The organism is Klebsiella sp. Shm-1, from assembly GCF_040804525.1.
GTDB classification, from domain to species: domain Bacteria; phylum Pseudomonadota; class Gammaproteobacteria; order Enterobacterales; family Enterobacteriaceae; genus Klebsiella; species Klebsiella pneumoniae.
On the sequence record NZ_CP161823.1, the window covers coordinates 1,583,270 to 1,608,209 of the forward strand.

A 24,940-nucleotide genomic window follows, 5' to 3' on the forward strand; every position below is an offset into this window, starting at 1 on the left:
GATCAGGGGCTTCACATGAGTGCGTTAAATAAAAAGAGTTTTCTCACTTACCTGAAAGAGGGTGGGATATATGTTGTCCTTCTGGTCCTGCTGGCCATTATTATTTTCCAGGATCCGACATTTTTAAGTCTGCTCAACCTGAGTAATATTCTGACCCAGTCCTCGGTGCGTATTATAATTGCCCTCGGCGTGGCCGGACTTATCGTCACGCAGGGGACCGACCTCTCCGCCGGCCGTCAGGTGGGTCTGGCGGCGGTAATTGCCGCCACCATGCTGCAGGCGGTGGATAATGCCAATAAGGTATTCCCGGATATGGCGACCATGCCGATCCCGCTGGTGATCCTGCTGGTGTGCGCCATCGGGGCGGTCATCGGCCTGATTAACGGGATCGTCATTGCCTACCTGAACGTGACGCCGTTTATTACCACTCTCGGCACCATGATCATCGTGTACGGCATTAACTCGCTGTACTACGACTTCGTGGGCGCGTCGCCGATCTCCGGCTTCGACAGCCACTTCTCCCATTTCGCGCAGGGGTTTGTGGCGCTGGGCTCCTTCCGCCTGTCCTACATTACCTTCTACGCGCTGATTGCCGTCTTCTTTGTCTGGATCCTGTGGAACAAGACGCGCTTTGGCAAAAACATTTTCGCTATCGGCGGTAACCCGGAAGCGGCGAAGGTCTCCGGGGTTAACGTAGCGTTAAACCTGCTGATGATCTATGCCCTCTCCGGCGTGTTCTACGCCTTCGGCGGCCTGCTGGAAGCCGGACGTATCGGTTCGGCGACCAATAACCTCGGCTTTATGTATGAACTGGACGCCATCGCCGCCTGTGTGGTGGGCGGCGTATCGTTCAGCGGCGGGGTAGGGACGGTGTTTGGCGTGGTGACCGGGGTGATTATCTTCACCGTCATCAACTACGGCCTGACCTATATCGGCGTCAACCCTTACTGGCAGTACATTATTAAGGGGGCGATTATTATCTTCGCCGTGGCGCTGGACTCCCTGAAATACGCCCGTAAGAAATAAGATTGAACGCATCAAAAACCCGCGCCTGGCGCGGGTTTTTTTTTATCTGAAACGAATGCGTTGATGGAGGCTACTTTTCTTTCTGCAGCTCCAGCAGCTGCTCCGGGGTGACGGCCGGGTAGGATTGGGCGTCATCCGGCACGTCATGCTGCTGCGCCGGAATCGGGATGAGAGGGCCGAGAAAGCGCGGTTCCCGTTTGAAGATATAGAGGTCCGCCAGCGCGCCAAAGCGGGCGCCGAACTCGCGCAGCCGCACGCTCCACATATCCTTCGGCGACGGCACCGCGTAGCACTGGGCCTGGATCCCCATATGCAGGGCGATAAACAGCGCCCGTTCGCAGTGGAAGCGCTGGGTGATGATAATGAAGTCGTTGGTGTCGAACACTTTCCGGGTACGGACGATCGAGTCGAGGGTACGGAAACCGGCATAGTCCAGTACGATATCCGCGGGATCGACGCCGCCTTTAATCAGGTCCCGACGCATGGTCATCGGTTCATTGTAGCTTTGCAGAGCATTATCGCCGCTCAGCAGGAGATAGTTGACCTTGCCGCTGTTGTAGGCGTTCAGCGCACCCTGGATGCGGTAACGGTAATACTGATTGATGACGCCGGTGCGGTAATATTTGGCGGTGCCCAGCACCACACCGACCTGACGGTAGGGCAGGTCCTGCAGTTCATCATAGATATAGGGCGCGGTTTTCCAGCTCATCCAGCGGTCAAGGCCCAGCACGGTCAACAGCAGCAGGCCGAGCAGGACTAACAGGCTGTAGAACGCACGCTTTAACATGAACTTGGCTCAATAATAGACAACGGAGTCTTCAGGCTACTTTACCCGCCGGGTAAGCGCAAGAAACCCGCGTTTGATTGCGGGGATTTTCAGCAATATAGACAGATCGCCGAACGCAGGCCGGGTAGGGCGTGAGCCGACACCCGGCATAGGGATCTTCAGCTCGCCATGGCGCGAACCGTAGGTCGGGTAAGCGTAGCGCCACCCGACACCTAACGGTATAAAAGGTCGGCCGGATAAGCCGAAGACGCCGTCCGGCAATCTGCTCAGGCTGATCAACCTAACAGGACGCGCTCAATATTGTGGCAGCCCAGCGCCTTCAGGGTGGCGACGGTGGCATCCCACTGGATCAGCGCCGCGTCGGCTTTCTCCGCCAGGATTGCCCGCTGGATAGCGGGATAATCATAGCCGTTGAGGCTCAGGAGATTCAGCGCCCCCTGCAGCGGCGGCAGCGTCGGGTTGAACGCTGCGTTTTCCGCATAGCTACCGCTGAAAATGGTACCGTCTTTCAGCTCCAGCGCCACGCCGGAAGGCGAGTGGCTGTAGGGCGCATGGCAGCGGTTGGCGGCCTGAATAGCTGCCTGGGTCAGGGCATCGCCGCTCACCGGGTAGCCATGGTCCTGTTCATCCATCAGCAGGGTTTTGATCTCGAGGTCTTTCGGGCCAAAGGCGTCCGGCAGATAGTGCTCCAGAGCATGCGCTTCGCGACCCGGCAGATGAATGCGCAGCGCCAGCCCGCTGTTCAGTTCGTTCATAAACTGACGGCAATGACCGCACGGCGTGTAGTTCACCGTGATAGCGCGCAGGGAGGTCTCGCCGCGCAGCCAGGCGTGGCTGATGGCGCTCTGTTCCGCGTGAACGGTCTGCTGCATGGTAGCGCCGAGAAACTCCATGTTGCCGCCAAAGTACCAGCGGCCGCTGACGCCGCGGGCGATAGCCCCGACGTTAAAATGAGAAAGGTCGGGGCGCGCGCAGGCAGCGGCAAGCGGCAGTAGCGCAAAAGCCAGCGCGTCTTCGTCCAGACCTGTCGCATGCTGCAGCGTCGCCACCTGATCGGCTTCGAGCAGCGCCGGGAAATGCGGGTCGGCGAGCATCGGGGCGATGGCCGCCTGCAGATCTGCTGCCAGAGTCGTCAAAGCAGCTTGAAAACGTGAGTGCATAGCGTTGCCTCATAACAGTGTAATGGGAAGCCAGTGTACGGGCGGCCAGCGGTTCCATATGTGATGAATATCTCATTCTTTATGCAACTCTGATTCGTTGCATTAAAAAATGTGATTTAAATCACTATTAACCTACCACTGCGAGGATCAGCGGAAATAAGAACGGCGCCATCAACGAGGTGATGATCCCGCATAGCACCAGCGCCAGTGAGCTAAACGCGCCTTCCTGATAGTCCAGCTCGGCGCAGCGGGCGGTGCCGAGGGCGTGCGAGGCGGTGCCCATTGACAGGCCGCGCGACGCTTTGGTGCGAATGCGCATCAGGTTAAGCAACGTATGCCCAAATACCGCGCCGAGGATGCCGACAAAAATTACGCACACGGCGCTGATGGCCGGAATGCCGCCGATGCTGCCGCTAACCGCCATAGCAATCGGCGTAGTGACTGACTTAGGCAGAATAGAGGCGGCGATTTGCGGCGTGGCGCCCATCAGCAGAGCGACGGTGGTGCCGGTGATCATCGCCACGCAGCTGCCGATAAAGCAGATGGTAATGATAGATTTCCAGCGGGCGCGGATCTGGTGCAGCTGTTCATACAGCGGGAACGCAAGGGCCACTACCGCCGGCTGCAGCAGATCGTTCAGGACTTTGCTGCCGGCAAAATAACGCTCATAGGAGATCCCGGTCAGCAGAAGAAATGGAATAATCACCACCATCGCCACCAGCAGCGGGTTGAGCAGCGGGAACTTAAAGCGGGCCGCCAGTTTGCGGGCGAGAAAAAAGACGATCAGGGTTAGCGGTAGCGACCACCAGATTTCATGCATCATTCTTCTTTTCCTTTTTGGCCAATCACTTTACGTTCGCCATGCACCAAATGGGAGCTCCAGCTCACCACTACAAACACCACCAGCGTACTGATGGCGCAGGAGATAACGACAGGCCCCAGCTGGGCGCGCAGCAGATCCCAGTACTGCATCACCCCAACGCCGATCGGCACGAACAGCAGCGCCATATAGCGGATCAGGATATTGCAGCCGGGGTTGACCCATTGCGGCGGCATAATTTGCAGCGCCAGCAGCACGAAGAGGATCAGCATGCCGATGATGCTGCCGGGGATAGTGATAGGCAGCAGCCCGGCGATAAAAATTCCGGCGTACAGGCAGGCGTAAATCAGGACGAAAGCCCGCAGGTACTGCCAGATAATAGTCAGCGATTTACTCATGGTAATAACCCTTGATGAAGTGCATTCATCATACAATTAATCCCTAAAATGTGCTACCGATCACATCATGAATTCTATGCATAGCGCTGATAGCTTACGGGAACCTAGTCTCACCCGTCAGGGCCCGACACCTTGCGGCTCAGGCGGGATCGCTCCCCACGCTACCTTGCTGGATGAGGCGCGGCAAATAAAGGCGAATGGGACGCCGCAGTCCCCTGTAAAGCATAGAGATTATCTCGCCGCTTTGCCGCATCGAGCGTGCGGGGTACGGCGTGCGTCTGGTCCGACGCATTGAGCGCTTTCAACCAGCGCCCGGAGGCGCTACCATAGCGCCTCTTTTTTTTCGGGTAACGATATGCGTGTTCTACTGGCGCCGATGGAAGGCGTGCTCGATTCGCTGGTGCGCGAGCTGCTGACCGAGGTTAACGATTACGATCTCTGTATCACCGAATTTCTGCGCGTGGTGGATCAACTGCTGCCGGTAAAATCGTTCTACAGGCTATGCCCGGAACTGCATCACCAGAGCCGCACGCCGTCCGGAACCCGCGTACGGGTCCAGCTGCTGGGACAATATCCCGAGTGGCTGGCGGAAAATGCCGCCCGCGCGGTGGCGCTGGGTTCATGGGGGGTGGATTTAAACTGCGGCTGTCCGTCGAAGCTGGTAAACGGCAGCGGCGGCGGGGCAACGCTGCTGAAAGATCCAGAGTTGATCTATCGCGGCGCGAAAGCCATGCGAGAGGCGGTTCCCGAGCATCTGCCGGTGACGGTGAAAGTTCGTCTTGGCTGGGACAGCGGTGAACGGCGCTTTGAAATCGCCGACGCGGTGCAGCAGGCGGGGGCCAGCGAACTGGTGGTTCACGGCCGTACCAAAGAAGATGGCTACAAAGCCGAACGCATCAACTGGCAGGCGATCGGCGAGATCCGCCAGCGCCTGACTATCCCGGTGGTCGCCAACGGTGAAATCTGGGACTGGCAAAGCGCCCAGGATTGTATGGCTGTCACCGGCTGCGATTCGGTGATGATTGGCCGCGGGGCGCTCAATGTGCCGAACCTCAGCCGGGTGATCAAATACAACGAACCGCGCATGCCGTGGCCGCAGGTGGTCCAGCTGTTGCAAAAATATACCCGCCTGGAAAAGCAGGGTGATACCGGCCTGTATCATGTGGCAAGAATTAAGCAGTGGTTAGGCTATTTACGCAAGGAATATACCGAGGCGCTGACCCTGTTTAATGAAATCCGCGCCCTGCAAACGTCTGCTGAAATAGCGGCGGCGATCGGCCGCTATTAACCGCCATACTGTTATTCGCTTCACATATTATTACTTGCATGCCTATTGATGATAGGCATGGGTTGAATAAAGTGATAATGTGCGGTCAATCAATTCAGGATTGCTACTGAACTCAGGCAAAACCTAAGCACTTTCGTCATTCGTGGCGCAAAGTGCTTAGGTTTTTTTTTGGTAAAAATTCAGGGTGGATAAAATGATGATGTAAAACAATGAGATGTGAATAACGATTTCTCTGGCATTGTCGCGGTTTTATTACCGACGGACGCTTTTTGCCATTCATTTTTAAAAAAAGAAAACGGGTAAATAAATAGCCTGGGGATCCCCTTTGTTTTTATTCAGTCACGGTGGATATCACAATGCATAACAAAAAAATAAATCAGCTTTTGATCGGCGCTATGCTGGCGGCCATGGCGCCTGCCGTGAGCGCCGCGGACATCCCGGCGTGGAACGGCAGCGCGCTGGGGTTTGAAGCCGGGCAGCAAGGGCTGCTGGGCGATATGCTAGGCATTCGTCCGATCCTTGAAGAAAACGGCTTTCATTATAATCTCGGCTATCTTAACGAGATGGCCTACAACGCCGGCGGCGGCTATAACCATGATAAACATCTGGCCTATATTGACCAGGTGTCATTGACCTTTACCCAGGATCTGGAGCGCTGGACCGGCATACCGGACGCGCGGCTTGAGGGCAATATCGTCAACCGCAACCATGATGATAACCTCACCACGAAACGGCTGCAGGATCCGCGGGTGAGTTTCAACGATCTATCGCAGGAGAGCTGGGGCGGCGGGTCGATTACCCGCCTTGGCTGGCTCACCTTTGCCCGCAGCTTTGACGACCGCCGCCTGACCTGGCGCATCGGCATGATGAACAAGGTGCAAACCTTCGACCAGATCATTCCCTGCGATTTTCAGCTGCTGACCCAGTGCGGTGGGAAATCGGCCAACTCGCTGACCTGGAATAACTGGAACATTCACACCTGGGGCACCACCCTGGAGTACAAGCTGACGCCGACGGTCACCCTGAAAGGCGGGGTGATGGAGCAAAACCCGCAGGCTACCGCGCGCAGCCACGCGTGGAGCTGGTCGACGAAGGGTAGCAAAGGCATCTTACTGCCGATGGAGATCGAAACCCGTCCGCTGATTAATGGCCTGCCGGGAGCCTATAACCTTGGCGTGGTCTGGACTAACGCGCCGCAGAGCGACCTCTACAGCGGTAAATCCGGCGGCGCCGGGGCGACCGATCCGCAAGGTTACGCCGAGCACGATAGCACCTGGTTTATGTACGCCGGCCTGAACCAGCAGATCACCCGCCACGCCGACGACCCGCTGCGGGGGATGAGCGTCTCACTGAGCGGCAGCCTCAGCGACCAGCGCAGCAACTATATCCACTCCGCCGTCGCCGCCTCCATGCGCTACCGCGGTCTGTTTGACGCCCGCCCGGAGGACTGGATTGGCTTCGGCCTGACGTGGATCGACATGAGCAGCCACTACGCACGTAATCAGCGCTATATGAATCAGATAAGCGGCGCCACCGACTATAACGATCCGGCTTACCAGCCGGTGGCCGGTCATTCGCTGAACGGTGAGCTCTATTATCGCTTCCGCCCGGTCTCCTGGCTGGAGCTGCAGCCGGGCCTGCAGTACTGGCACCGTCCGGGCGGCGTCGCGCAGACCCAGGATGCGTGGGTAGTGGAGTGGAAAACCGTCGTGACCTTCTGATAGTCGCGATCTTAATCACGTTTTTTCACTTGTCAGGTTGAGCGCGCAGCAGAAGTTGTTAAAGTGCGGGTGTTGGATTGCAACTGCTGCGGCAGGCAAAACCTGATCACCTGGCGTTTCGTCGGGGGTCAGGTTTTTTTGTTTCTGGGGTCTATATGCAAATCGCCAAAGTACTCAATAACAATGTGGTGGTGGTTCTCGACGAGCACCGGCGCGAACAGGTGGTGATGGGGCGAGGGCTGGCCTTTCAGAAACGCCCGGGCGACGTGCTGGACGACAGTAAAATTGAAAAAGTTTTCGCTTTACAAAGCGATGAGCTGGTCGGCCGCTTAGGCGAGCTTCTCAGTCAGATACCGTTAGAAGTGATGACCACCTGCGATCGCATTATCGACCTGGCACGCGGACGGCTGGGCAAGTTACAGGAAAGTTTGTACATCACGTTAACGGATCACTGTCATTTTGCTATCGAGCGGCAGAAAAAGGGCATCGCACTGCGTAACGTGCTGCTGTGGGAGATTAAGCGGCTGTATCCGAAGGAGTTCGCGCTGGGCCAGGAGGCAAGGGCCATCATTGCCAAAAGGCTCGGCGTGGAGTTGGCGGAGGACGAAGCCGGATTTATCGCCCTGCATCTAGTGACGGCGCAGCTCAACAGCGAAATGCCGGAGGTCATGCACGTGACCCGGGTGATGCAGGAGATCCTGCAGCTGGTGAAGTATCAGCTGCAGCTTAACTACGATGAAGAGTCGCTGAGTTATCAGCGTTTCGTCACCCACCTGAAGTTTTTCGCCCAGCGGATGCTGACGCGCACGGTGGTGGAAGATGACGACGTCTCGCTGCACAGCGCGGTGAAAGATAACTACGCCAAAGCGTGGAAGTGTGCGGAAACGGTGGCGACGCATCTGCAAAAGCAGTATCAGCGGTCGCTGACCACCGAAGAAATTATGTTTCTTGCCATTCATATCGAACGGGTAAGAAAAGAGGGGCGTTAATTCTCCCCAACAAAACTGGATTGTTACTGCATGATGCAGGCAAAACCTGAGCGCGACGCCCACCGGCGTGGTTCTCAGGTTTTTTTATTTTTTACTACTCAGTCGCCGGTTGTCTGCGGGCAGCGGCAGTAAGGAAAAGAGCATGGAATATAAAGCACTCGCGCAGGATATTCTCAACCGCGTCGGCGGCAAAGAGAACATTGTGAGTCTGGTTCACTGTGCGACACGTCTGCGTTTTAAACTGAAGGATAACGGCAAAGCCGATGCCGAAGGGCTGAAGGCCAATCCGGGCGTGATTATGGTGGTGGAGAGCGGCGGCCAGTTTCAGGTGGTGATTGGCAACCACGTTCACGACGTCTGGCTGGCGGTGCGCCAGGAGGCGGGGTTAAGCGATGACAGCGAACCGGTTGCCGAGGAAAAAGCGGCCAAAGGATCGGTGTTAAGCCAGCTTATCGACATCATCTCCGGCATTTTTACACCGTTTATCGGCGTGATGGCGGCAACCGGTCTGCTGAAAGGCCTGCTGGCGCTGGCGGTGACCTGCGGCTGGCTTACGCCGGAGCAGGGGACTTATAAAATCTGGTTTGCTGCCAGCGACGCGCTGTTCTTTTTCTTCCCGCTGTTTCTTGGCTATACCGCCGGGAAGAAGTTTGGCGGCAACCCGTTTATCTCGATGGTGATTGGCGGGGCGTTAACCCACCCGCTGATGATTCAGGCCTTTGAGGCCAGCCAGGCGCCGGGCGCGGCGGTGGAGCACTTTCTCGGCATTCCGGTGACCTTTATCAACTACAGCTCGTCAGTGATCCCGATTATTCTCGCCTCATGGGTCTGCTGCTGGCTGGAGCGCAAGAGCAACGCGCTGTTGCCGTCATCGATGAAAAACTTCTTCAGCCCGGCCATCTGCCTGGCGGTGGTGGTCCCGCTTACCTTCCTGGTGATTGGTCCGGTCGCCACCTGGCTGAGCCATCTGCTGGCCAACGGCTACCAGTTCATTTATGCGTTTGCGCCATGGCTGGCGGGCGCGGTACTGGGCGCCATGTGGCAGGTGTGCGTTATTTTCGGCCTGCACTGGGGGCTGGTGCCATTGATGATCAATAACATGACGGTGCTTGGTCACGACTCCATGCTGCCTATTATCCTCCCGGCGGTGATTGCCCAGGTGGGCGCCGTGCTCGGTATTTTCCTCGCCACCCGCGATGCGCGTCAGCGGGTGCTGGCCGGTTCCGCCTTCTCCGCCGGGCTGTTCGGCATCACCGAGCCGGCTATTTATGGCGTGACTCTGCCGCTGCGCCGTCCGTTTATCTTCGGCTGTATCGCCGGAGCGATTGGCGGGGCGATCACTGCCTTTAGCAACAGTTATGCCTACTCGTTTGGCCTGCCAAACATCTTTTTCCCGGCGCAAATGATCCCGCCCGGCGGGATTGACGCCAGCGTCTGGGGCGGGCTTATCGGCACCGGCGTGGCTTTCGTGCTCGCCTGCGTGCTGACCTTCTTCGCCGGCCTGCCGCGCGCCAGCGCTGCACCAGGCGCCGTGACGGTAGCCCCGGCCTCGGCAAACGATATTCTGGCGCCGATGAGCGGCAGCGTTATCGCCCTCGAGCAGGTGCCGGACAGCACCTTCGCCAGCGGCCTGCTGGGTAAAGGTGTCGCCATTATCCCGGCGGTGGGCCAAGTGATTGCCCCGTTCCCGGGCGAAGTGGCCTCCCTGTTTCAGACTAAACACGCCATCGGCCTGCAAAGCGACAGCGGCATTGAGCTGCTGATCCACGTCGGCATCGACACGGTCAAACTCGACGGCGTGCCCTTTACCGCGCATGTGAAAGAGGGCGACAGGGTACAGGCCGGCGATCTGCTGATTGAGTTTGATCGCCAGGCGATTCTGGACGCCGGCTACGACCTGGCGACCCCGATCATTATCAGCAACAGCGACGACTACCGGGAGATTGACACGGTGGCGTCCAGCGCCGTCGAAGCCGGTCAGCCGCTGTTGTCAGTCAGCCATTAATCACAGGAGAAAGAGATGAAAACATTCCCGGCGGATTTTTTGTGGGGCGGCGCGACCGCGGCCAATCAGGTGGAAGGTGCTTATCTGGAAGATGGCAAAGGCTTATCCACCTCCGATGTGCAGCCGCATGGCGTGTTCGGCGAAGTGGTCGAGCGCGTACCCGGCGACAGCGGCATAAAAGATGTGGCGATCGATTTTTACCATCGCTATCCGGAAGATATCGCCCTGTTTGCCGAGATGGGTTTTAACTGCCTGCGAGTCTCCATCGCCTGGACCCGCATCTACCCCAACGGCGACGACGCCGAGCCGAACGAAGCCGGCCTCGCGTTCTACGACAAGCTGTTCGACGAGATGGCGAAGCACAACATCACCCCGCTGGTGACGCTGTCGCATTATGAAATGCCATGGGCGCTGGTAAAAAACTACGGCGGCTGGGGCAGCCGGGAGGTGATTGGCTTCTTTGAGCGCTACGCCCGGACGGTGTTCAGCCGCTATAAAAATAAGGTCAAACTGTGGCTGACCTTTAACGAAATCAATATGTCGCTACATGCCCCGATGACCGGGGTCGGCCTGCCGGCCGGCAGCAGCAAAGGCGAGGTGTATCAGGCGATTCACCACCAGCTGGTGGCCAGCGCGCTGGCGGTCAAAGCCTGTCATGAGCTGGTGCCTGAGGGCAAAATCGGCAATATGCTGCTCGGCGGGCTGATGTATCCCCTGAGCTGCAAACCGGAGGATGTGTTCGAGACGCTGCAGGAGAACCGCAGCTGGCAGTTCTTCGGCGACGTACAGGCGCGCGGCGCGTACCCGGGCTATATGCAGCGCTATTTCCGTGACAACGGCATCACGCTCACCATCACCGACGCCGATCGTGAAGCGCTAAAAACCACCGTCGACTTTATCTCCTTCAGCTACTACATGACCGGCTGCGTCACCGCCGACGAGGCGCTGAACCAGCAGGCGCGCGGCAATATTCTCAGCATGGTGCCGAACCCGCACCTGGCGAGCTCGGAGTGGGGCTGGCAGATAGATCCGCTGGGCCTGCGCACACTGCTGAACGTGCTGTGGGATCGCTACCAGAAGCCGCTGTTTATCGTGGAAAACGGTCTGGGCGCCAAAGATAAGGTGGAAGCCGACGGCAGCATTAACGATGACTACCGCATCAGTTACCTGAACGACCACCTGGTGCAGGCGCGGGAAGCCATTGACGATGGCGTTGAGCTGATGGGCTTTACCAGCTGGGGACCGATTGACCTGGTGAGCGCCTCAAAAGCGGAGCTGTCGAAGCGCTACGGCTTTATCTATGTCGACCGCCATGATGACGGTACCGGCACCCTGGCGCGCAGTAAGAAGAAGAGCTTTAGCTGGTATAAAGAGGTGATTGCCAGCCGCGGCGCCAGCCTGAAAGCCTAAAGAATGCCCGCCCGGCCATCGCCGGGCGGGAGATTAGCCGGTTTACGCGCGCGCAGTAAAAAGATCATCGGACGTTCTTTCTCTTCATCCAGAGCGGGCAGGGTGGTAAAGAAGTGCGGCTCGTTAAAAGATGCTGGCTCATATTCACCCCCCTGAATTGATAAGGTTGTTTATTTTTAGCAAGCTAATAATTTAGTCACACGCTTTACTAAACGCGTTTAATTCAATTAACTTATGATAACCAACCTGATTAAGTTATCTGACCTGTCCAATGAAATTGATATTAAATAAAAGCGTGCTGGCGGCATTGCCCCTGGCCATCGCGCTGGCTGGCTGCGCGCCATCTCATAAGGTTGCTAATCCGCCGCAGCAGCAAATTCCAGCCTCCCATGTTTCCATGGATCTCCCTGCCGCCGTGAAAAATGGCTGGCCGCAGACTGACTGGTGGAAAGATTACCATGACCCACAGCTTAATAATCTGATTCAGCGAGCGTTGGCCAACGCGCCGGATATGCAGATTGCCGAACAGCGCATCAGGCTTGCCGAAGCGCAGGCGCGAATGTCGCAGGCGAATCTTGGCCCGGAGATGGATTTCTCCGCCGATATTGAACGCCAGCGCATGTCGGCCGAAGGCCTGATGGGACCGTTTGCTACCGACACCGACGGCAATACCGGCCCGTGGTACACCAACGGTACCTTTGGCCTGACCGCCGGTTGGGATCTCGATCTGTGGGGAAAAAACCGTGCGCTGGTGAAAGCGCATATCGGCGAGCTGAAAGCCCAGGTTGCTGAACAGGCCCAGACCCGTGAGCTGCTCTCCGGCAGCGTGGCGCGTCTGTACTGGCAGTGGCAGACGGAAGCGGCGATCAAAGCGGTGCTGCAGCAGGTGAAAAACGAGCAAAATAATATCGTGACGGTCGACAAGGCCCTGTATCAGCGCGGGATCACTAACTCCGCCGAAGGGGCGGAGAACGATATTAACGTCAGCAAAACCGACCAGCAGCTGGCGGACGTGACGGGCACGATGAAAGAGATTGAAGCGCGGCTGATGGCCCTGACCAACAGCCAGAGCCAGTCGCTAAACCTCAAACCCGCCAGCCTGCCAACGGTCAGCGCGCAGCTGCCAGATACCCTCGGCTATGAGCTGCTGGCGCGCCGCCCGGATCTGCAGGTCGCCCACTGGTATATTGAGGCGTCCCTGAGCGAAGTGGACGCGGCGAAAGCGGCATTTTATCCGGACATCAATCTGATGGCGTTCCTGCAGCAGGATGCCCTGCACTTAAGCGATCTTTTCCGCCATTCGGCGCAGCAGATGGGCGTTACTGCCGGGTTGACGCTGCCGATCTTTGACAGCGGCCGCCTTAACGCCAACCTGGATATCGCCAGCGCGCAGAATAGCCTGTCGATCGCCCAGTACAACAAAGCGGTGGTGGATGCCGTTAACCAGGTGGCGAAAACCGCCAGCCAGGTCGAAACATTAATGGCCAAAAGCCAGCAGCAGCAGCAGGTTGAAAAAGACGCTCAGCGGGTAGTAGATCTGGCGCAGGCCCGAATGGCGGCGGGGATCTTACCTGGCTCCAGAGTCAGTATGGCGAAGCTCCCGGCGCTGCAGGAACGGATCACCGCATTGCGCCTGCACGGCCAGTGGATTGACGCTAGCATTCAGCTGACCTCGGCCCTCGGCGGCGGCTACCACCAGACGGTGAAGTAACCGCCAACCACGGTGCGCCCGCGGGCGCGCCGCTTAGTCTTTCTTCTTACTCTCGCGCCGCCTGAGCCACCAGTGGGCGGCCACCACCACCACCACCGCGAGGATCAGCCAGATCCAGTGCTTCAGATGGGCGTCCAGATGATGCAGCCACGGGCCAACCACCTCGCCGCCGAGATAGCCAATGGTGGTAAACAGCAGGGCCCACACCAGCGCTCCGACAATATTCAGCGGCAGGAAAATGCGCGGCGGCAGGCGGCTGGCGCCGATCAGCAGGGGGCCGATTACCCGGAAGCCATACATAAAGCGGGTGCCGATGACAAACAGCCACGGCCGGTGCTGGATCATACGCTGCGCTTTACGGATCCGCGCTTTCTGACTGGCGAAACGGCGCAGGATGCGTCCCCCGAAGCGGCGACCGACCAGATAGAGCAGCTGATCGCCAATCATCCCGCCGAGGGCGACGGCGATCACCACCAGGGGAAATTTCAGTAGCCCCTGATGCGCCGCGACGCCGCCCAGCAGGGTAATGGTCTCACCTTCCGCCATGCTGCCGACGATCAGCGCCGCGTAGCCATACTGGGAAATCAGGTGATTGATATCCATAAAAAGCTTTTCTCCTTACCTCATCACCTCTTAATCATACACCCTGCTGACCAAAACGCGGCGACGCAGAATTTTCTGTGCTGTACATAAAATAATCTACAGGGTGAATTATACTTGGATCAGTGCAGTACGAAGCCGTGACAAGGGGGACGCTATGAACCATGTCTGGGGGCTCTTCGCTCATCCCAACCGGGAAATGAGCGTGATTAAGAGCGAGAATGAAACCATTTCTCATCACTATACGCATCATGTGCTGCTGATGGCGGCGGTTCCGGTAGTCTGCGCCTTTATCGGCACCACGCAGCTGGGCTGGAACTTCGGCGATGGCACCGTGATTAAACTGTCGATGCTGACCGGACTGGCGCTGGCGGTGCTGTTTTACGCCGTGATGCTTGCCGGGGTGGCGATCATGGGGCGGGTCATCTGGTGGATGGCGAGGCAGTATCCGCAGCAGCCTTCCCTGAAACGCTGCATGGTGTTTGCCGGCTACGTCGCCACCCCGCTGTTTCTGAGCGGGATTGTGGCGCTCTATCCGCTGGTCTGGCTGTGCGCGCTGGTCGGTACTATTGCGCTGTTCTATACCGGGTATCTGCTGTATCTCGGCATTCCGACCTTCCTGAGCATTAATCGGGAAGAGGGGTTAAGCTTTGCCAGCTCGACGCTAGCTATTGGGGTACTGGTGCTGGAAGTGCTGCTGGCCATCACCGTGGTGCTCTGGGGGTATGGCTACCGACTCTTCTGATCGGGCGGCACGGGTAAATATGCATTGCCGGCAAATATGTATTTTATGTCGGCAATGCAGCATTTCTTCACGATTCTTATTAGGCACAGGGCCTTACGGCGCGGTATGATGGCGTTTGCCAGCGAAGTTGCCCACTTTACCTCGCGGCGTACGTTCCATAACGTGCAAAAATACTTTTCAGAATGCCCATGATGCCGAAATTTCGAGTCTCTTTGCTCAGCCTGACCTTGCTGCTGGCTGTGCCTTTTGCGCCCCAGGCGTTAGCAAAAACCCCGACGGCGGTGACCGCCTCGCAGCCGGAAATTGCCTCCGGCAGCGCCATGATCGTCGATCTGGCCACGAAAAAAATCATTTATGCCAGCCAGCCTGATCTGGTGCGCCCGATGGCGTCGATCACCAAAGTGATGACCGCCATGGTGGTGCTCGATGCCCATCTGCCGCTGGATGAGATGCTGACGGTGGATATCAGCCATACGCCGGAAATGAAGGGGATCTACTCCCGCGTGCGCCTCAACAGCCAGATTAGTCGCCGCGATATGCTGCTGCTGGCGCTGATGTCTTCCGAGAACCGCGCGGCCGCCAGCCTGGCGCATCACTATCCGGGCGGCTACGACGCTTTTATTCGCGCGATGAACGCCAAAGCCCAGGCGCTGGGCATGACCCATACCCGCTACGTGGAGCCCACCGGCCTGTCGGTGCATAACGTCTCCACCGCCCGCGATCTGACCAAACTGCTGATCGCCAGCGAGCAGTATCCGCTGATCGGCCAGCTGAGCACCACCAAAGAAGAGACCGCCACCTTCGCCCATCCGGCCTACAGCCTGCCGTTCCGCAACACCAACCATCTGGTGTATCGCGATAACTGGAACATTCAGCTGACCAAAACCGGCTTCACCAACGCTGCCGGCCACTGCCTGATTATGCGCACGGTGATTAACCAACGTCCGGTGGCGCTGGTGGTGATGGATGCCTTCGGCAAATATACCCACTTCGCTGACGCCAGCCGCTTGCGGACCTGGATTGAAACCGGGAAGGTAATGCCGGTACCCGCCTCGGCGCTGAGCTATAAAAAGCAGCGCGAAGCGCAGATGGCGGAGGCGATGCTGAAAGGCGGCGCGCAGACCGCGCAGAACGATTAATCTGCATGTCTCCCGGATGGCGGCGCATTGCGCCTTATCCGGGCTACGTGATTTGGCACCGGGTTTGCCCCCTTCGCAGGCCCGGCAAGCGCAGCGCCGCCGGGCAATCAGGTCGAGTGCCGGTGTTTGTGGCGGATGGCGGCTGACGCCTCTCCGGAACCGCGCTGAACGGTAGCCCGGCTAAGGCGTTTACGCCGCGAGCCGGGGATTTGACGCCGGATATCACTCCGGCAGCGTCCAGTCGCCGTCACCCAGCGCGCGCTGCATAATCAACGTATCCCGCCAGTCGCCCATCTTGTAGCCGACGCTGCGCAGCTGACCCGCCACGGTAAAGCCGAACTTTTTATGGATCGCCAGCGAGCCGGCATTGTTATGGCCATCGCCGATGATCGCCAGCATCTGCCGCCACGGGCCTTTCTCGCACTCAGCGATTAGCCTGGACAGCAGCGCGCTGCCGATGCCGCGTCCGCCCATTCCGGATTCCACGTATATCGATTCCTCGAGGGTGTAGCGATAGGCCGGACGCGGGCGATAGAAGGTGGCATAGCAGTAGCCGACGATAGCCCCGCGCCACAGCGCTACCAGCCACGGCAGCCCGTTGTCGCGCACGGTCTGGATCCGTTTACGCATTTCGTCAACGGTGGGGGGGATCTCTTCGAAGGAGGCGCGGCCATTAAGCACGTGCCAGACATACAGCGCGGCGATGGCGTGCGCATCGTCGGGCAGCGCTTCGCGAATTTCTAAATCACTGTCGAGTAACGGGGCCTCTGCGGGCATGGCGGCGCTCCTGAATCTGCCGGAGAAACATTCTCCGGCGTGCAGCGTAATACAGAAGCGCCAGGCTGAATAGTCCTGCCGTCGATTATTGCGGATCCGCCGGAGAGGCTGGCGTTGGGGCCGCTTCACCCCAGTATTTCTGCTTGCTGGTTTTACCAATCCCCGGGTTCATGCTGTTGGTGGGATCGTTCTGGCGATAGAACTGCTGCAGGCTCTCCGGGGCCTCATATAGATGACCCACGTTATGCTCCGCCGGGTACTGGGCGCCGCGCGCTTTCAGTAACTCCAGCATTTTTTCCTTCAGCGCGTGGGCGTCGACCCCTTTCCTGACGATGTAATCCTGATGGAACACATGGCACATAAAGTGGCCATAGTAGAGCTTATGCACCAGCTGGCTGTCGATTTCGGGCGGCAGATGTTCGAACCACTCGGTATCGTTACGGCGCAGGGCGATATCCAGCGCCAGAATATCTTCGACTTCGTCGGCATGCACCGCCTGATAGCGGATCGCCGCGCCGGCGGCGGCAAAGCGATGGAGGAACGCCTTGCTGCCTTCCTCCGGCGTACAGGCGAAGAAATCCCCCTCGGCCTGCTGGAAGTACTCCGTCAGCCAACGCTGCGCTTCTTCGATGCCGTCGCCAGCCATCTTCAGCAGCAGATGATGTTCATATTTATCACGCCAGGTTTTCATCCGCTCCGGTAAATGCGCCGGAAAGACGTGGCCGAGCTTCTGCATAAAGCGGTCGGTAAAGTGCGGCTTAAACAGCGAGACTTTCTCCAGCATCGCGTCGGTGCGCCCCTTCATGGTGAAGAAGAACGGCATTTTGTCGGTGCCGAGCTTGTCGATCATCAGGAAGGTGTCTTTGCCATACTTCTCGGCGATATCGTAAATATCGCGGTGCATATATTCCCCCGCCACCGGCAGATGCTGGAACTCAGCGAGGATATGACGGCGGATCTCGGTCAATACCTGTGGCTGGTTGGTGCCAATGTAAAACACCTGCTGGCGCTTTTCCGCCGGGAAAGTATCGAGACGCACGGCGAAAACCGCCAGCTTGCCGGCGCAGCCGGAGGATTCGAACAGGCGGTCCGGGTCGGCGTTATAGCGCGCCGGGGTGTCGGCATCGACATCGCGCACGCGGGTGACATAGTCGTGATCGTGGGCGTGGCGGCCGTCGTGCAGCACATCGCTATCGCTAATCCGTTCGTCATCGAGGCGGCTGAGGATCTGCTCCGGCGTGCTGCCGAGATCGATGCCCAGATGATTGACCAGCTTCAGCTTGCCGTCGGCGTCAATCTGCGCGAACAGCGACATCTCAGTGTAGGCCGGCCCGCGCTGCACCAGCGAGCCGCCGGAGTTGTTGCAGATCCCACCGATGACCGATGCGCCGATGCATGACGAACCGATCACCGAGTGCGGTTCGCGTCCCAGCGGTTTGAGCGCTTTTTCCAGCGAATAGAGGGTGGTGCCGGGCCAGGCCAGCACCTGCTCGCCTTTGTCCAGCAGATGCAGTTTGTCCAGGCGCAGGGTGCTGATAATCACGATCTCGCGATCGTAATCATTGCCGTTGGGGGTCGAACCTTCGGTCAGGCCGGTGTTGGCCGCCTGCATCAGAATTATTTTATCGGCGTCTACGCAGGCGTTGAGCACGCGCCAGAGCTCCAGCAGGGTACCGGGAAAGACAACCGCCAGGGCCTCGCCCTGACCGGAGCGGAAGCCTTTGCGGTAGCGCTGGGTTTTTGCCGGGTCGGTCAGCAGATGCGAAGGGCCAACCAGGCGCGCCAGGTCAGCCAGAAACGTTTTATGGGTGTCAGTGGGTGCAGATGACATGTTCCACTCCTTGTGGTGGTGCGCGAAATATCGAGGATAAGCATAGCGCTTTGTATGACAATTTGATGCATGAATGTTTCGCAAAAATCAGAGAAGAACCTTAGCATTCTGCGGGCGCGTTGTTTATATATATGGCAAACTGCGGTTTTTATTATGTTTTACCGAGTCCCCGTCTGAGATAAAGCGAGATAACAATGAAATGGCTCTGCACTGTAGGCGTCGCCGTGAGTCTGGCGCTGCAACCCGCGCTGGCGGATGAACTGTTTGGTAACCACCCCCTGACCCCGCAGGCGCGGGATGCCTTTGTCACCGACCTGCTGAAAAAAATGACGGTGGACGAGAAAATCGGCCAGCTGCGTCTGATAAGCGTTGGCCCGGATAACCCGAAAGAGGCGATCCGTGAAATGATCAAGAACGGTCAGGTGGGGGCGATTTTTAACACCGTTACCCGCCCGGATATCCGTGTAATGCAGGATCAGGTGATGCAGCTTAGTCGCCTGAAGATCCCGCTGTTCTTTGCCTACGATGTGCTGCACGGTCAGCGCACCGTGTTTCCGATAAGCCTCGGCCTGGCCTCGTCGTTTAACCTTGATGCGGTGAAGACCGTGGGCCGCGTGTCAGCTTATGAAGCCGCCGATGACGGCTTGAACATGACCTGGGCGCCGATGGTCGACGTCTCCCGCGACCCGCGCTGGGGACGCGCTTCCGAAGGGTTCGGGGAAGACACCTATCTGACCACGATGATGGGCCAGGCGATGGTGGAGTCGATGCAGGGCAAGAGCCCGGCGGACCGCTATTCGGTGATGACCAGCGTCAAGCATTTCGCCGCCTACGGCGCGGTAGAGGGCGGGAAAGAGTACAATACGGTCGACATGAGCCCGCAGCGCCTGTTCAACGACTATATGCCGCCGTATAAAGCCGGGCTTGATGCCGGCAGCGGCGCGGTGATGGTAGCCCTGAACTCGCTGAACGGCACCCCGGCGACCTCTGATTCTTGGCTGCTGAAAGACGTCCTGCGCGACCAGTGGGGCTTTAAAGGCATCACCGTTTCCGACCACGGCGCCATCAAAGAGTTGATTAAGCACGGCGTGGCCTCCGACCCGGAAGACGCGGTGCGCGTAGCGCTGAAGTCCGGCATCAACATGAGCATGAGCGACGAGTATTACAGTAAGTACCTGCCGGGGCTGGTGAAGTCCGGCAAGGTGACCATGGCCGAGCTGGATGATGCCACCCGACACGTGCTCAACGTGAAATATGATATGGGACTGTTCAACGATCCCTACAGCCACCTGGGACCGAAAGATTCTGACCCGCAGGACACCAATGCGGAAAGTCGTCTGCATCGTAAAGAGGCGCGCGAAGTGGCTCGCGAGAGCCTGGTGCTGCTGAAGAACCGTCTTGATACGCTGCCGCTGAAAAAATCCGGCACTATCGCGGTGGTGGGCGCGCTGGCGGACAGCAAGCGCGACATGATGGGCAGCTGGTCCGCGGCCGGAGTGGCCGAGCAGTCGGTGACCGTCCTGACCGGCATCAAAGAAGCGCTGGGCGATAACGGCAAAGTGATTTACGCCAAAGGGGCGAACGTTACCGATGACAAAGGCATTGTCGATTTCCTCAATTTGTATGAGAACGCGGTGCAGGTTGACCCACGCTCGCCGCAGGAAATGATCGACGAAGCGGTCGCGGCGGCGAAGCAATCCGATGTGGTGGTCGCCGTGGTGGGCGAGGCGCAGGGCATGGCGCATGAGGCCTCCAGCCGGACCGATATCACCCTGCCGCAGAGCCAGCGCAATCTGATTGCCGCTCTTAAAGCCACCGGCAAACCGCTGGTGCTGGTGCTGATGAACGGGCGTCCGCTGGCGCTGGTGAAAGAGGATCAGCAAGCCGATGCGCTGCTGGAGACCTGGTTTGCTGGCACCGAAGGCGGCCACGCCATCGCCGACGTGCTGTTTGGCGACTACAACCCGTCGGGCAAGCTGCCGATGTCTTTCCCGCGCTCGGTGGGGCAGATCCCAACCTACTACAGCCACCTGAATACCGGCCGGCCGTATAATCCGGAGAAGCCGAACAAGTACACCTCGCGTTACTTCGATGAAGCCAATGGCCCGCTGTATCCGTTTGGTTACGGCCTGAGCTACACCACCTTTAGCGTCTCCGATGTCAACATGTCGTCGGCCACCATGCCGCGCGATGGCAGCGTGACCGCCAGCGTGCAGGTGACCAACACCGGCAATCGCGAAGGGGCGACGGTGATCCAGCTCTACCTGCAGGACGTCACCGCCTCCATGAGCCGGCCGGTGAAAATGCTGCGCGGCTTTAAAAAGGTCACCCTCAAACCGGGCGAAACGCAAACCGTTAGCTTCCCAATCGACGTCGACGCGCTGAAGTTCTGGAATCAGCAAATGAAATACGTTGCTGAGCCGGGCAAATTCAATGTCTTTATCGGCGTGGACTCCGCCCGCGTGAAGCAGAGCGAATTTGAGCTGCTGTAAGGCATCGCTCTTAAGTCCAACGTCACGCTTTAAAGGCCGATTAATCGGCCTTTTCTTTTTCGCATCGCTGGCAAATGGGCTACGCTTTTCTCTTAAGCTTCTGTAAGCGAAGCGCAAAAGAACTGAGGGAAGCGGGATGAAGATGGCAATGAAATGGTCCGGCGCGCTGGCGCTGGCCGCCCTGATAAGTTTACCGCTGCAGGCGGCGGAGCCGGTGAAGGTCGGCTCGAAAATTGATACCGAAGGCGCGCTGCTGGGCAATATGATCCAGCAGGTGCTGGAAAGCCACGGCGTAAAAACGATTAATAAAATCCAGCTCGGCACCACGCCGGTGGTGCGCGGGGCGATTGTCGCCGGCGAGCTGGATATCTACCCGGAATATACCGGCAATGGCGCCTTCTTCTTCAAAGATGAAAACGACCCGGCGTGGAAGAATGCCCAACAGGGCTATGAGAAGGTGAAGCGCCTCGATCAGGAGAAACATCAGCTGGTATGGCTCACCCCGGCGCCGGCCAACAACACCTGGACTATCGCCGTGCGCCAGGACCTGGCGGAGAAAAATAAGCTGACCTCGCTGGCCGACCTCAGTCGCTACCTGAAGCAGGGCGGCGAATTTAAGCTGGCGGCTTCGGCGGAATTTATTGAGCGCCCGGACGCGCTGCCGGCGTTTGAAAAAGCGTATGGCTTCAACCTCAACCAGAACCAGCTGCTGTCGCTGGCCGGGGGCGATACGGCGGTGACCATCAAAGCGGCGGCGCAACAGACCTCCGGCGTTAACGCGGCGATGGCCTACGGCACCGATGGCCCGGTGGCGGCCCTGGGGTTACAGACGCTGAGCGACCCGCAGGGCGTGCAGCCGATATATGCCCCGACGCCGGTGGTGCGCGAGGCGGTGCTCAAGGCCTACCCGCAGATCGCCGACTGGCTGCAGCCGGTCTTCGCCAGCCTCGATGAAAAAACGCTGCAGCAGCTGAACGCCCGCATTGCGGTGGAGGGCCAGGATGCGAAGCGCGTGGCGGCAGATTATCTGCAGCAGAAAGGCCTGCTGAAGTAAGCCACCGGTGACCATTCGCTGTACTCATCGCGTCGGCCTGCTGCTGACAGGTCTGCTGCTGGTTACGCTGGCGCTGCCGTTTATTACTTACGCGCCGAATCGCTTACTCTCCGGCGAAGGGCGCGGGCTGTGGCAGGTAATGCCCTGGCTCGCCGGCGTTCAGCTGGCGGCGGCCCTTGCCGGGATGCTGCTTTGCTGGCTGCCGGGCAGGGCCGCGCCGCTTCTTCACCTGCTGCTGGCCGAACTGCTCTTCCCGCTGCTTATCTGGGGCAGCGGCCAGGCGGCGCTTGAGCTCTCCCGCCACGGCTCGCCGCTGGCGCGCACCTCGCCCGGCAGCGGCCTGTGGTTGTCGCTGGCGCTTTGTCTGCTGCTGGCCAGCGAGGCCATCCGTCATCTTACCGTCCGGCCGCTCTGGCGCTGGCTGCTCAATGCGCAAGTCTGGCTGTTGCCCATCATCCTGCTCGCTATCGGGGCGCTCGATCAGCTCTCCTTGCTGAAGGAGTATGCCAACCGTCAGGAGGTATTTGATGACGCCCTGCGCCAGCATCTGCTTCTGCTGTTCGGCACCCTGCTGCCGGGCCTGCTGATTGGCCTGCCGCTGGGGGTATGGCTGTGGCGGCGTCCGCGCTGGCAGGCGCCAGCTTTCACCGCGCTCAATGTGATCCAGACTATTCCGTCGGTAGCGCTTTTTGGCCTGCTGATTGCGCCGCTTGCCGGTCTGGCGCGTTATTTCCCGACGCTGGGCGAGCTGGGCGTCTCCGGGACCGGCGTGGCGCCAGCCCTGATCGCTCTCACTCTCTATGCGCTACTGCCGCTGGTGCGCGGGGTGGTGACCGGCCTGCAGCAGGTACCGCAGGATGCCCTGGAAAGCGCGACGGCAATGGGCATGAGCGCCGGGCAGCGCTTTCGTCAGGTGCAGCTTCCGCTGGCGATGCCGGTACTGCTGCGCAGCCTGCGGGTGGTCAGCGTGCAAACCGTCGGCATGGCGGTAGTGGCCGCGCTGATCGGCGCCGGCGGCTTTGGCGCGCTGGTTTTTCAGGGGCTGCTGAGCAGTGCGCTGGATCTGGTGCTGCTGGGCGTGGTGCCGACCATTGCCCTGGCGGTGGTGGTGGATGCCCTGTTCGCCCTGTGGGGCGCCTGGCTAAAAGGAGAGGCCAATGATTGAATTTCAAGGGGTCAGCAAAGTGTTTGCCGGCCACCCGGCGGTGAAGGACCTGACCCTGGAGCTGCGCGAAGGCGCTTTCTCGGTGCTGGTGGGGACTTCCGGCTCGGGCAAGTCGACGACGCTGAAGATGATCAACCGTCTGCTGGAGCCGGACCGGGGCACTATTCGCTTTGCCGGCGAGGACATTCGCCAGCAGCCGGTCCTGACCCTGCGGCGGCGGATGGGCTATGCCATCCAGTCCATCGGCCTGTTTCCCCACTGGACGGTGGCGCAGAATATCGCCACCGTGCCGCAGCTGCAAAGATGGCCGCAGGCAAGGATCGCCGACCGGATCGACGAGCTGATGGCGCTGCTGGGGCTGGAGGCGACGCTGCGCGACCGTTACCCGCATCAGCTCTCCGGCGGCCAGCAGCAGCGGGTGGGGGTGGCGCGGGCGCTGGCGGCAGATCCGGAGGTGCTGTTGATGGATGAGCCCTTCGGCGCCCTCGACCCGGTGACCCGCGAGGCGCTGCAGCAGGAGATGCTGCGCATCCACCGTCTGCTGGGACGGACGATTGTGCTGGTGACCCATGATATTGACGAAGCGCTGCGTCTGGCGGACCACCTGGTGCTGATGGACGGGGGCGAGGTGGTCCAGCAGGGGGCGCCGCTGGAGATGCTCCTGCGACCGAAAAATAGCTTTGTACAGACCTTTTTTGGTCGTAGCGAGCTGGGCGTGCGCCTGCTGTCGCTGCGCGAGGTGGGGGACTATTTGCGTCCCGACGAACGGCTGGCGGGCGAGGGGCTGACCGTCACCATGACCCTGCGGGAAGCGCTGTCGCAGTTTGTCGCCCGGCGCTGCGAGACGCTGCCGGTGGTCGATGCCGAAGGCAGGCCCTGCGGTACGCTGCATTTTGCCGATCTGCTGCGTCAGGAGATGAGCCATGAAGGCGCTTCGTGAGCCGCTGTGGTGGCTTATCGCGCTGTTTATCGGCCTGCTGGCAGGGCTGCCCTACAGCGCGCCGCTGTTCAGTCGGCTGTTCCCGGAGCTGCCGCGGCCGGTCTACCAGCAGGAGAGCTTCTGGGCGCTCACTCTCGATCACGGCTGGCTGGTGGTGGCGTCCAGCCTCGCGGCAACGGCAATCGGGCTGGGGGCTGGGGTGGCGGTCACCCGGCCCGCCGGCGGCGCGTTTCGTCCGCTGGTGGAGACCATCGCCGCTATCGGGCAGACCTTTCCGCCGGTGGCGGTGCTGGCGATGGCGGTGCCGGTGCTGGGCTTTGGCTGGCTGCCGGCGCTGATAGCCCTCGCGTTGTATGGCATACTGCCGGTGCTGCAGGGGACGCTGGCCGGGCTGGGTTCGATACCGCCGGGGGTGTCAGGTGTGGCTGAAGGGATGGGAATGACCGGCTGGCAGCGTCTGTATAAGGTGGAGCTACCGCTGGCGGCCCCGGTGATCCTGGCGGGGATCCGCACCTCGGTCATCGTCAATATTGGTACCGCGACCATTGCCTCGACGGTTGGGGCCAGTACGCTCGGGACGCCGATCATCATCGGCCTGAGCGGCTTTAATACCGCCTATATTGTTCAGGGGGCGCTGCTGGTGGCCCTGGCGGCGATTATCGTCGACCGCGCGTTTGAGCGTCTGACCCGCTGGATCAGCCGACACCGCCACGCACAATAAAGGAATAGCCGGCCAGCATTACGCCGCTGATCCCGCCGATGGCCATAAGTAAGAAGAGAGTGACGACCGCGATTTTCGCTGGCTTCATAATAGGCTCCTGATGTTAACAGGGGGATTATACGGTGAAGCGCAGGTGTTAATGAAACATTAATTGCGGTTTA

At 59.3% G+C, this 24,940-nt stretch carries 21 protein-coding genes and 2 pseudogenes; 14 read left to right on the forward strand and 9 right to left on the reverse strand.

Annotated features, from left to right (window positions below; all coding sequences use genetic code 11):
- Positions 1-15 precede the first annotated feature (15 nt).
- Positions 16-1,026: a galactose/methyl galactoside ABC transporter permease MglC gene (gene mglC / locus AB1E37_RS07695; RefSeq protein WP_002912871.1), complete on the forward strand. Its 1,011-nt coding sequence runs from the start codon at positions 16-18 to the stop codon at positions 1,024-1,026.
- 70 nt (positions 1,027-1,096) lie between these two features.
- On the opposite strand, the gene sanA is transcribed toward mglC, so the two are convergent.
- The 4 genes from sanA to AB1E37_RS07715 all read right to left on the reverse strand — a co-directional run bounded on the left by sanA (position 1,097) and on the right by AB1E37_RS07715 (position 4,191).
- Positions 1,097-1,813, reverse strand: a complete 717-nt coding sequence (gene sanA, locus AB1E37_RS07700) for an outer membrane permeability protein SanA (RefSeq protein WP_002912870.1) — start codon at positions 1,811-1,813, stop codon at positions 1,097-1,099.
- Positions 1,814-2,088: 275 nt separating this feature from the next.
- The gene (gene cdd, locus AB1E37_RS07705; RefSeq protein ID WP_004200488.1) at positions 2,089-2,973 is read right to left on the reverse strand and encodes a cytidine deaminase; all 885 of its coding nucleotides are present in this window, start codon (positions 2,971-2,973) and stop codon (positions 2,089-2,091) included.
- Positions 2,974-3,100: 127 nt separating this feature from the next.
- Positions 3,101-3,796, reverse strand: a complete 696-nt coding sequence (locus AB1E37_RS07710; RefSeq protein WP_002912867.1) for a CidB/LrgB family autolysis modulator — start codon at positions 3,794-3,796, stop codon at positions 3,101-3,103.
- Positions 3,793-4,191 carry a CidA/LrgA family protein gene (locus tag AB1E37_RS07715; protein ID WP_002912865.1) on the reverse strand — a complete coding sequence of 133 codons (399 nt, stop codon included), beginning with the start codon at positions 4,189-4,191 and terminating at the stop codon, positions 3,793-3,795. The genes AB1E37_RS07710 and AB1E37_RS07715 overlap by 4 nt, the downstream gene beginning before the upstream one ends.
- A 355-nt stretch (positions 4,192-4,546) precedes the next feature.
- On the opposite strand from AB1E37_RS07715, the gene dusC reads away from it, so the two are divergent.
- The 5 genes and pseudogenes from dusC to AB1E37_RS07740 all read left to right on the forward strand — a co-directional run bounded on the left by dusC (position 4,547) and on the right by AB1E37_RS07740 (position 11,604).
- On the forward strand, positions 4,547-5,479 hold the full coding sequence (gene dusC, locus AB1E37_RS07720) for a tRNA dihydrouridine(16) synthase DusC (protein ID WP_002912862.1): 933 nt from the start codon (positions 4,547-4,549) through the stop codon (positions 5,477-5,479).
- Positions 5,480-5,835: 356 nt separating this feature from the next.
- The gene (locus tag AB1E37_RS07725) at positions 5,836-7,200 is read left to right on the forward strand and encodes a carbohydrate porin (RefSeq protein ID WP_004189044.1); all 1,365 of its coding nucleotides are present in this window, start codon (positions 5,836-5,838) and stop codon (positions 7,198-7,200) included.
- A 155-nt stretch (positions 7,201-7,355) separates the two neighbouring features.
- Positions 7,356-8,189: a transcriptional antiterminator BglG gene (bglG, locus tag AB1E37_RS07730; protein ID WP_002912842.1), complete on the forward strand. Its 834-nt coding sequence runs from the start codon at positions 7,356-7,358 to the stop codon at positions 8,187-8,189.
- Positions 8,190-8,219: 30 nt separating this feature from the next.
- Positions 8,220-10,194: pseudogene (bglF, locus tag AB1E37_RS07735) on the forward strand (PTS beta-glucoside transporter subunit IIABC).
- Positions 10,195-10,209: 15 nt separating this feature from the next.
- Positions 10,210-11,604, forward strand: coding sequence for a glycoside hydrolase family 1 protein (locus AB1E37_RS07740; protein ID WP_032447749.1), 1,395 nt, complete (start codon positions 10,210-10,212; stop codon positions 11,602-11,604).
- Here AB1E37_RS07740 and AB1E37_RS07745 read toward each other — a convergent pair.
- Positions 11,601-11,702 (reverse strand): annotated as a pseudogene (locus AB1E37_RS07745) (SAM-dependent methyltransferase); the annotation flags it as partial. The gene AB1E37_RS07740 and the pseudogene AB1E37_RS07745 overlap by 4 nt on opposite strands.
- A gap of 173 nt (positions 11,703-11,875) precedes the next feature.
- Here AB1E37_RS07745 and mdtQ point away from each other — a divergent pair.
- Entirely contained in the window at positions 11,876-13,315 is a 1,440-nt protein-coding gene (gene mdtQ / locus AB1E37_RS07750; RefSeq protein WP_032447747.1) for a multidrug resistance outer membrane protein MdtQ, read from the forward strand.
- A 33-nt stretch (positions 13,316-13,348) separates the two neighbouring features.
- On the opposite strand, the gene AB1E37_RS07755 is transcribed toward mdtQ, so the two are convergent.
- Positions 13,349-13,918, reverse strand: a complete 570-nt coding sequence (locus tag AB1E37_RS07755) for a DedA family protein (protein WP_002912833.1) — start codon at positions 13,916-13,918, stop codon at positions 13,349-13,351.
- Positions 13,919-14,072: 154 nt separating this feature from the next.
- On the opposite strand from AB1E37_RS07755, the gene AB1E37_RS07760 reads away from it, so the two are divergent.
- Together AB1E37_RS07760 and pbpG are read left to right on the forward strand one after the other, a co-directional pair.
- Complete coding sequence (locus AB1E37_RS07760) at positions 14,073-14,660, forward strand: Yip1 family protein (protein WP_004144230.1); 588 nt, start codon at positions 14,073-14,075, stop codon at positions 14,658-14,660.
- A 188-nt stretch (positions 14,661-14,848) separates the two neighbouring features.
- Positions 14,849-15,799, forward strand: a complete 951-nt coding sequence (gene pbpG, locus AB1E37_RS07765) for a D-alanyl-D-alanine endopeptidase (RefSeq protein ID WP_004180615.1) — start codon at positions 14,849-14,851, stop codon at positions 15,797-15,799.
- Positions 15,800-16,021: 222 nt separating this feature from the next.
- Here the strand turns inward: pbpG and AB1E37_RS07770 are convergent, their stop codons facing one another.
- A complete protein-coding gene (locus tag AB1E37_RS07770; RefSeq protein ID WP_002912829.1) occupies positions 16,022-16,576 on the reverse strand; it encodes a GNAT family N-acetyltransferase in 555 nt (184 codons plus the stop codon).
- Positions 16,577-16,661: 85 nt separating this feature from the next.
- Positions 16,662-18,407 (reverse strand): D-lactate dehydrogenase, encoded by a 1,746-nt coding sequence (gene dld, locus AB1E37_RS07775; RefSeq protein WP_002912827.1) that lies wholly within the window; start codon positions 18,405-18,407, stop codon positions 16,662-16,664.
- 194 nt (positions 18,408-18,601) lie between these two features.
- On the opposite strand from dld, the gene bglX reads away from it, so the two are divergent.
- From bglX to AB1E37_RS07800, 5 genes are all read left to right on the forward strand, one after another.
- Positions 18,602-20,899, forward strand: a complete 2,298-nt coding sequence (gene bglX, locus AB1E37_RS07780) for a beta-glucosidase BglX (protein WP_032447746.1) — start codon at positions 18,602-18,604, stop codon at positions 20,897-20,899.
- Between the two features lie 136 nt (positions 20,900-21,035).
- On the forward strand, positions 21,036-21,953 hold the full coding sequence (locus tag AB1E37_RS07785; protein ID WP_004144225.1) for an ABC transporter substrate-binding protein: 918 nt from the start codon (positions 21,036-21,038) through the stop codon (positions 21,951-21,953).
- A gap of 7 nt (positions 21,954-21,960) precedes the next feature.
- The gene (locus AB1E37_RS07790; RefSeq protein ID WP_004144224.1) at positions 21,961-23,118 is read left to right on the forward strand and encodes an ABC transporter permease; all 1,158 of its coding nucleotides are present in this window, start codon (positions 21,961-21,963) and stop codon (positions 23,116-23,118) included.
- Positions 23,111-24,058 (forward strand): ABC transporter ATP-binding protein, encoded by a 948-nt coding sequence (locus AB1E37_RS07795; RefSeq protein WP_014907199.1) that lies wholly within the window; start codon positions 23,111-23,113, stop codon positions 24,056-24,058. Before AB1E37_RS07790 ends, AB1E37_RS07795 begins: the two co-directional genes overlap by 8 nt.
- Positions 24,042-24,779: an ABC transporter permease gene (locus AB1E37_RS07800; RefSeq protein ID WP_004180609.1), complete on the forward strand. Its 738-nt coding sequence runs from the start codon at positions 24,042-24,044 to the stop codon at positions 24,777-24,779. The genes AB1E37_RS07795 and AB1E37_RS07800 overlap by 17 nt, the downstream gene beginning before the upstream one ends.
- Here the strand turns inward: AB1E37_RS07800 and AB1E37_RS07805 are convergent.
- A complete protein-coding gene (locus tag AB1E37_RS07805; protein ID WP_002912762.1) occupies positions 24,754-24,867 on the reverse strand; it encodes a protein YohO in 114 nt (37 codons plus the stop codon). The genes AB1E37_RS07800 and AB1E37_RS07805 overlap by 26 nt on opposite strands.
- Positions 24,868-24,940 lie beyond the last annotated feature (73 nt).

Excerpts from the sequence above, each read along its gene's own strand:
- mglC (WP_002912871.1), top strand. The coding sequence starts at position 16 with ATGAGTGCGTTAAATAAAAAGAGTTTTCTCACTTACCTGAAAGAGGGT.
- sanA (WP_002912870.1), bottom strand. The coding sequence starts at position 1,813 with ATGTTAAAGCGTGCGTTCTACAGCCTGTTAGTCCTGCTCGGCCTGCTG.
- cdd (WP_004200488.1), bottom strand. The coding sequence starts at position 2,973 with ATGCACTCACGTTTTCAAGCTGCTTTGACGACTCTGGCAGCAGATCTG.
- AB1E37_RS07710 (WP_002912867.1), bottom strand. The coding sequence starts at position 3,796 with ATGATGCATGAAATCTGGTGGTCGCTACCGCTAACCCTGATCGTCTTT.
- AB1E37_RS07715 (WP_002912865.1), bottom strand. The coding sequence starts at position 4,191 with ATGAGTAAATCGCTGACTATTATCTGGCAGTACCTGCGGGCTTTCGTC.
- dusC (WP_002912862.1), top strand. The coding sequence starts at position 4,547 with ATGCGTGTTCTACTGGCGCCGATGGAAGGCGTGCTCGATTCGCTGGTG.
- AB1E37_RS07725 (WP_004189044.1), top strand. The coding sequence starts at position 5,836 with ATGCATAACAAAAAAATAAATCAGCTTTTGATCGGCGCTATGCTGGCG.
- bglG (WP_002912842.1), top strand. The coding sequence starts at position 7,356 with ATGCAAATCGCCAAAGTACTCAATAACAATGTGGTGGTGGTTCTCGAC.
- AB1E37_RS07740 (WP_032447749.1), top strand. The coding sequence starts at position 10,210 with ATGAAAACATTCCCGGCGGATTTTTTGTGGGGCGGCGCGACCGCGGCC.
- mdtQ (WP_032447747.1), top strand. The coding sequence starts at position 11,876 with ATGAAATTGATATTAAATAAAAGCGTGCTGGCGGCATTGCCCCTGGCC.
- AB1E37_RS07755 (WP_002912833.1), bottom strand. The coding sequence starts at position 13,918 with ATGGATATCAATCACCTGATTTCCCAGTATGGCTACGCGGCGCTGATC.
- AB1E37_RS07760 (WP_004144230.1), top strand. The coding sequence starts at position 14,073 with ATGAACCATGTCTGGGGGCTCTTCGCTCATCCCAACCGGGAAATGAGC.
- pbpG (WP_004180615.1), top strand. The coding sequence starts at position 14,849 with ATGATGCCGAAATTTCGAGTCTCTTTGCTCAGCCTGACCTTGCTGCTG.
- AB1E37_RS07770 (WP_002912829.1), bottom strand. The coding sequence starts at position 16,576 with ATGCCCGCAGAGGCCCCGTTACTCGACAGTGATTTAGAAATTCGCGAA.
- dld (WP_002912827.1), bottom strand. The coding sequence starts at position 18,407 with ATGTCATCTGCACCCACTGACACCCATAAAACGTTTCTGGCTGACCTG.
- bglX (WP_032447746.1), top strand. The coding sequence starts at position 18,602 with ATGAAATGGCTCTGCACTGTAGGCGTCGCCGTGAGTCTGGCGCTGCAA.
- AB1E37_RS07785 (WP_004144225.1), top strand. The coding sequence starts at position 21,036 with ATGAAGATGGCAATGAAATGGTCCGGCGCGCTGGCGCTGGCCGCCCTG.
- AB1E37_RS07795 (WP_014907199.1), top strand. The coding sequence starts at position 23,111 with ATGATTGAATTTCAAGGGGTCAGCAAAGTGTTTGCCGGCCACCCGGCG.
- AB1E37_RS07800 (WP_004180609.1), top strand. The coding sequence starts at position 24,042 with ATGAAGGCGCTTCGTGAGCCGCTGTGGTGGCTTATCGCGCTGTTTATC.
- AB1E37_RS07805 (WP_002912762.1), bottom strand. The coding sequence starts at position 24,867 with ATGAAGCCAGCGAAAATCGCGGTCGTCACTCTCTTCTTACTTATGGCC.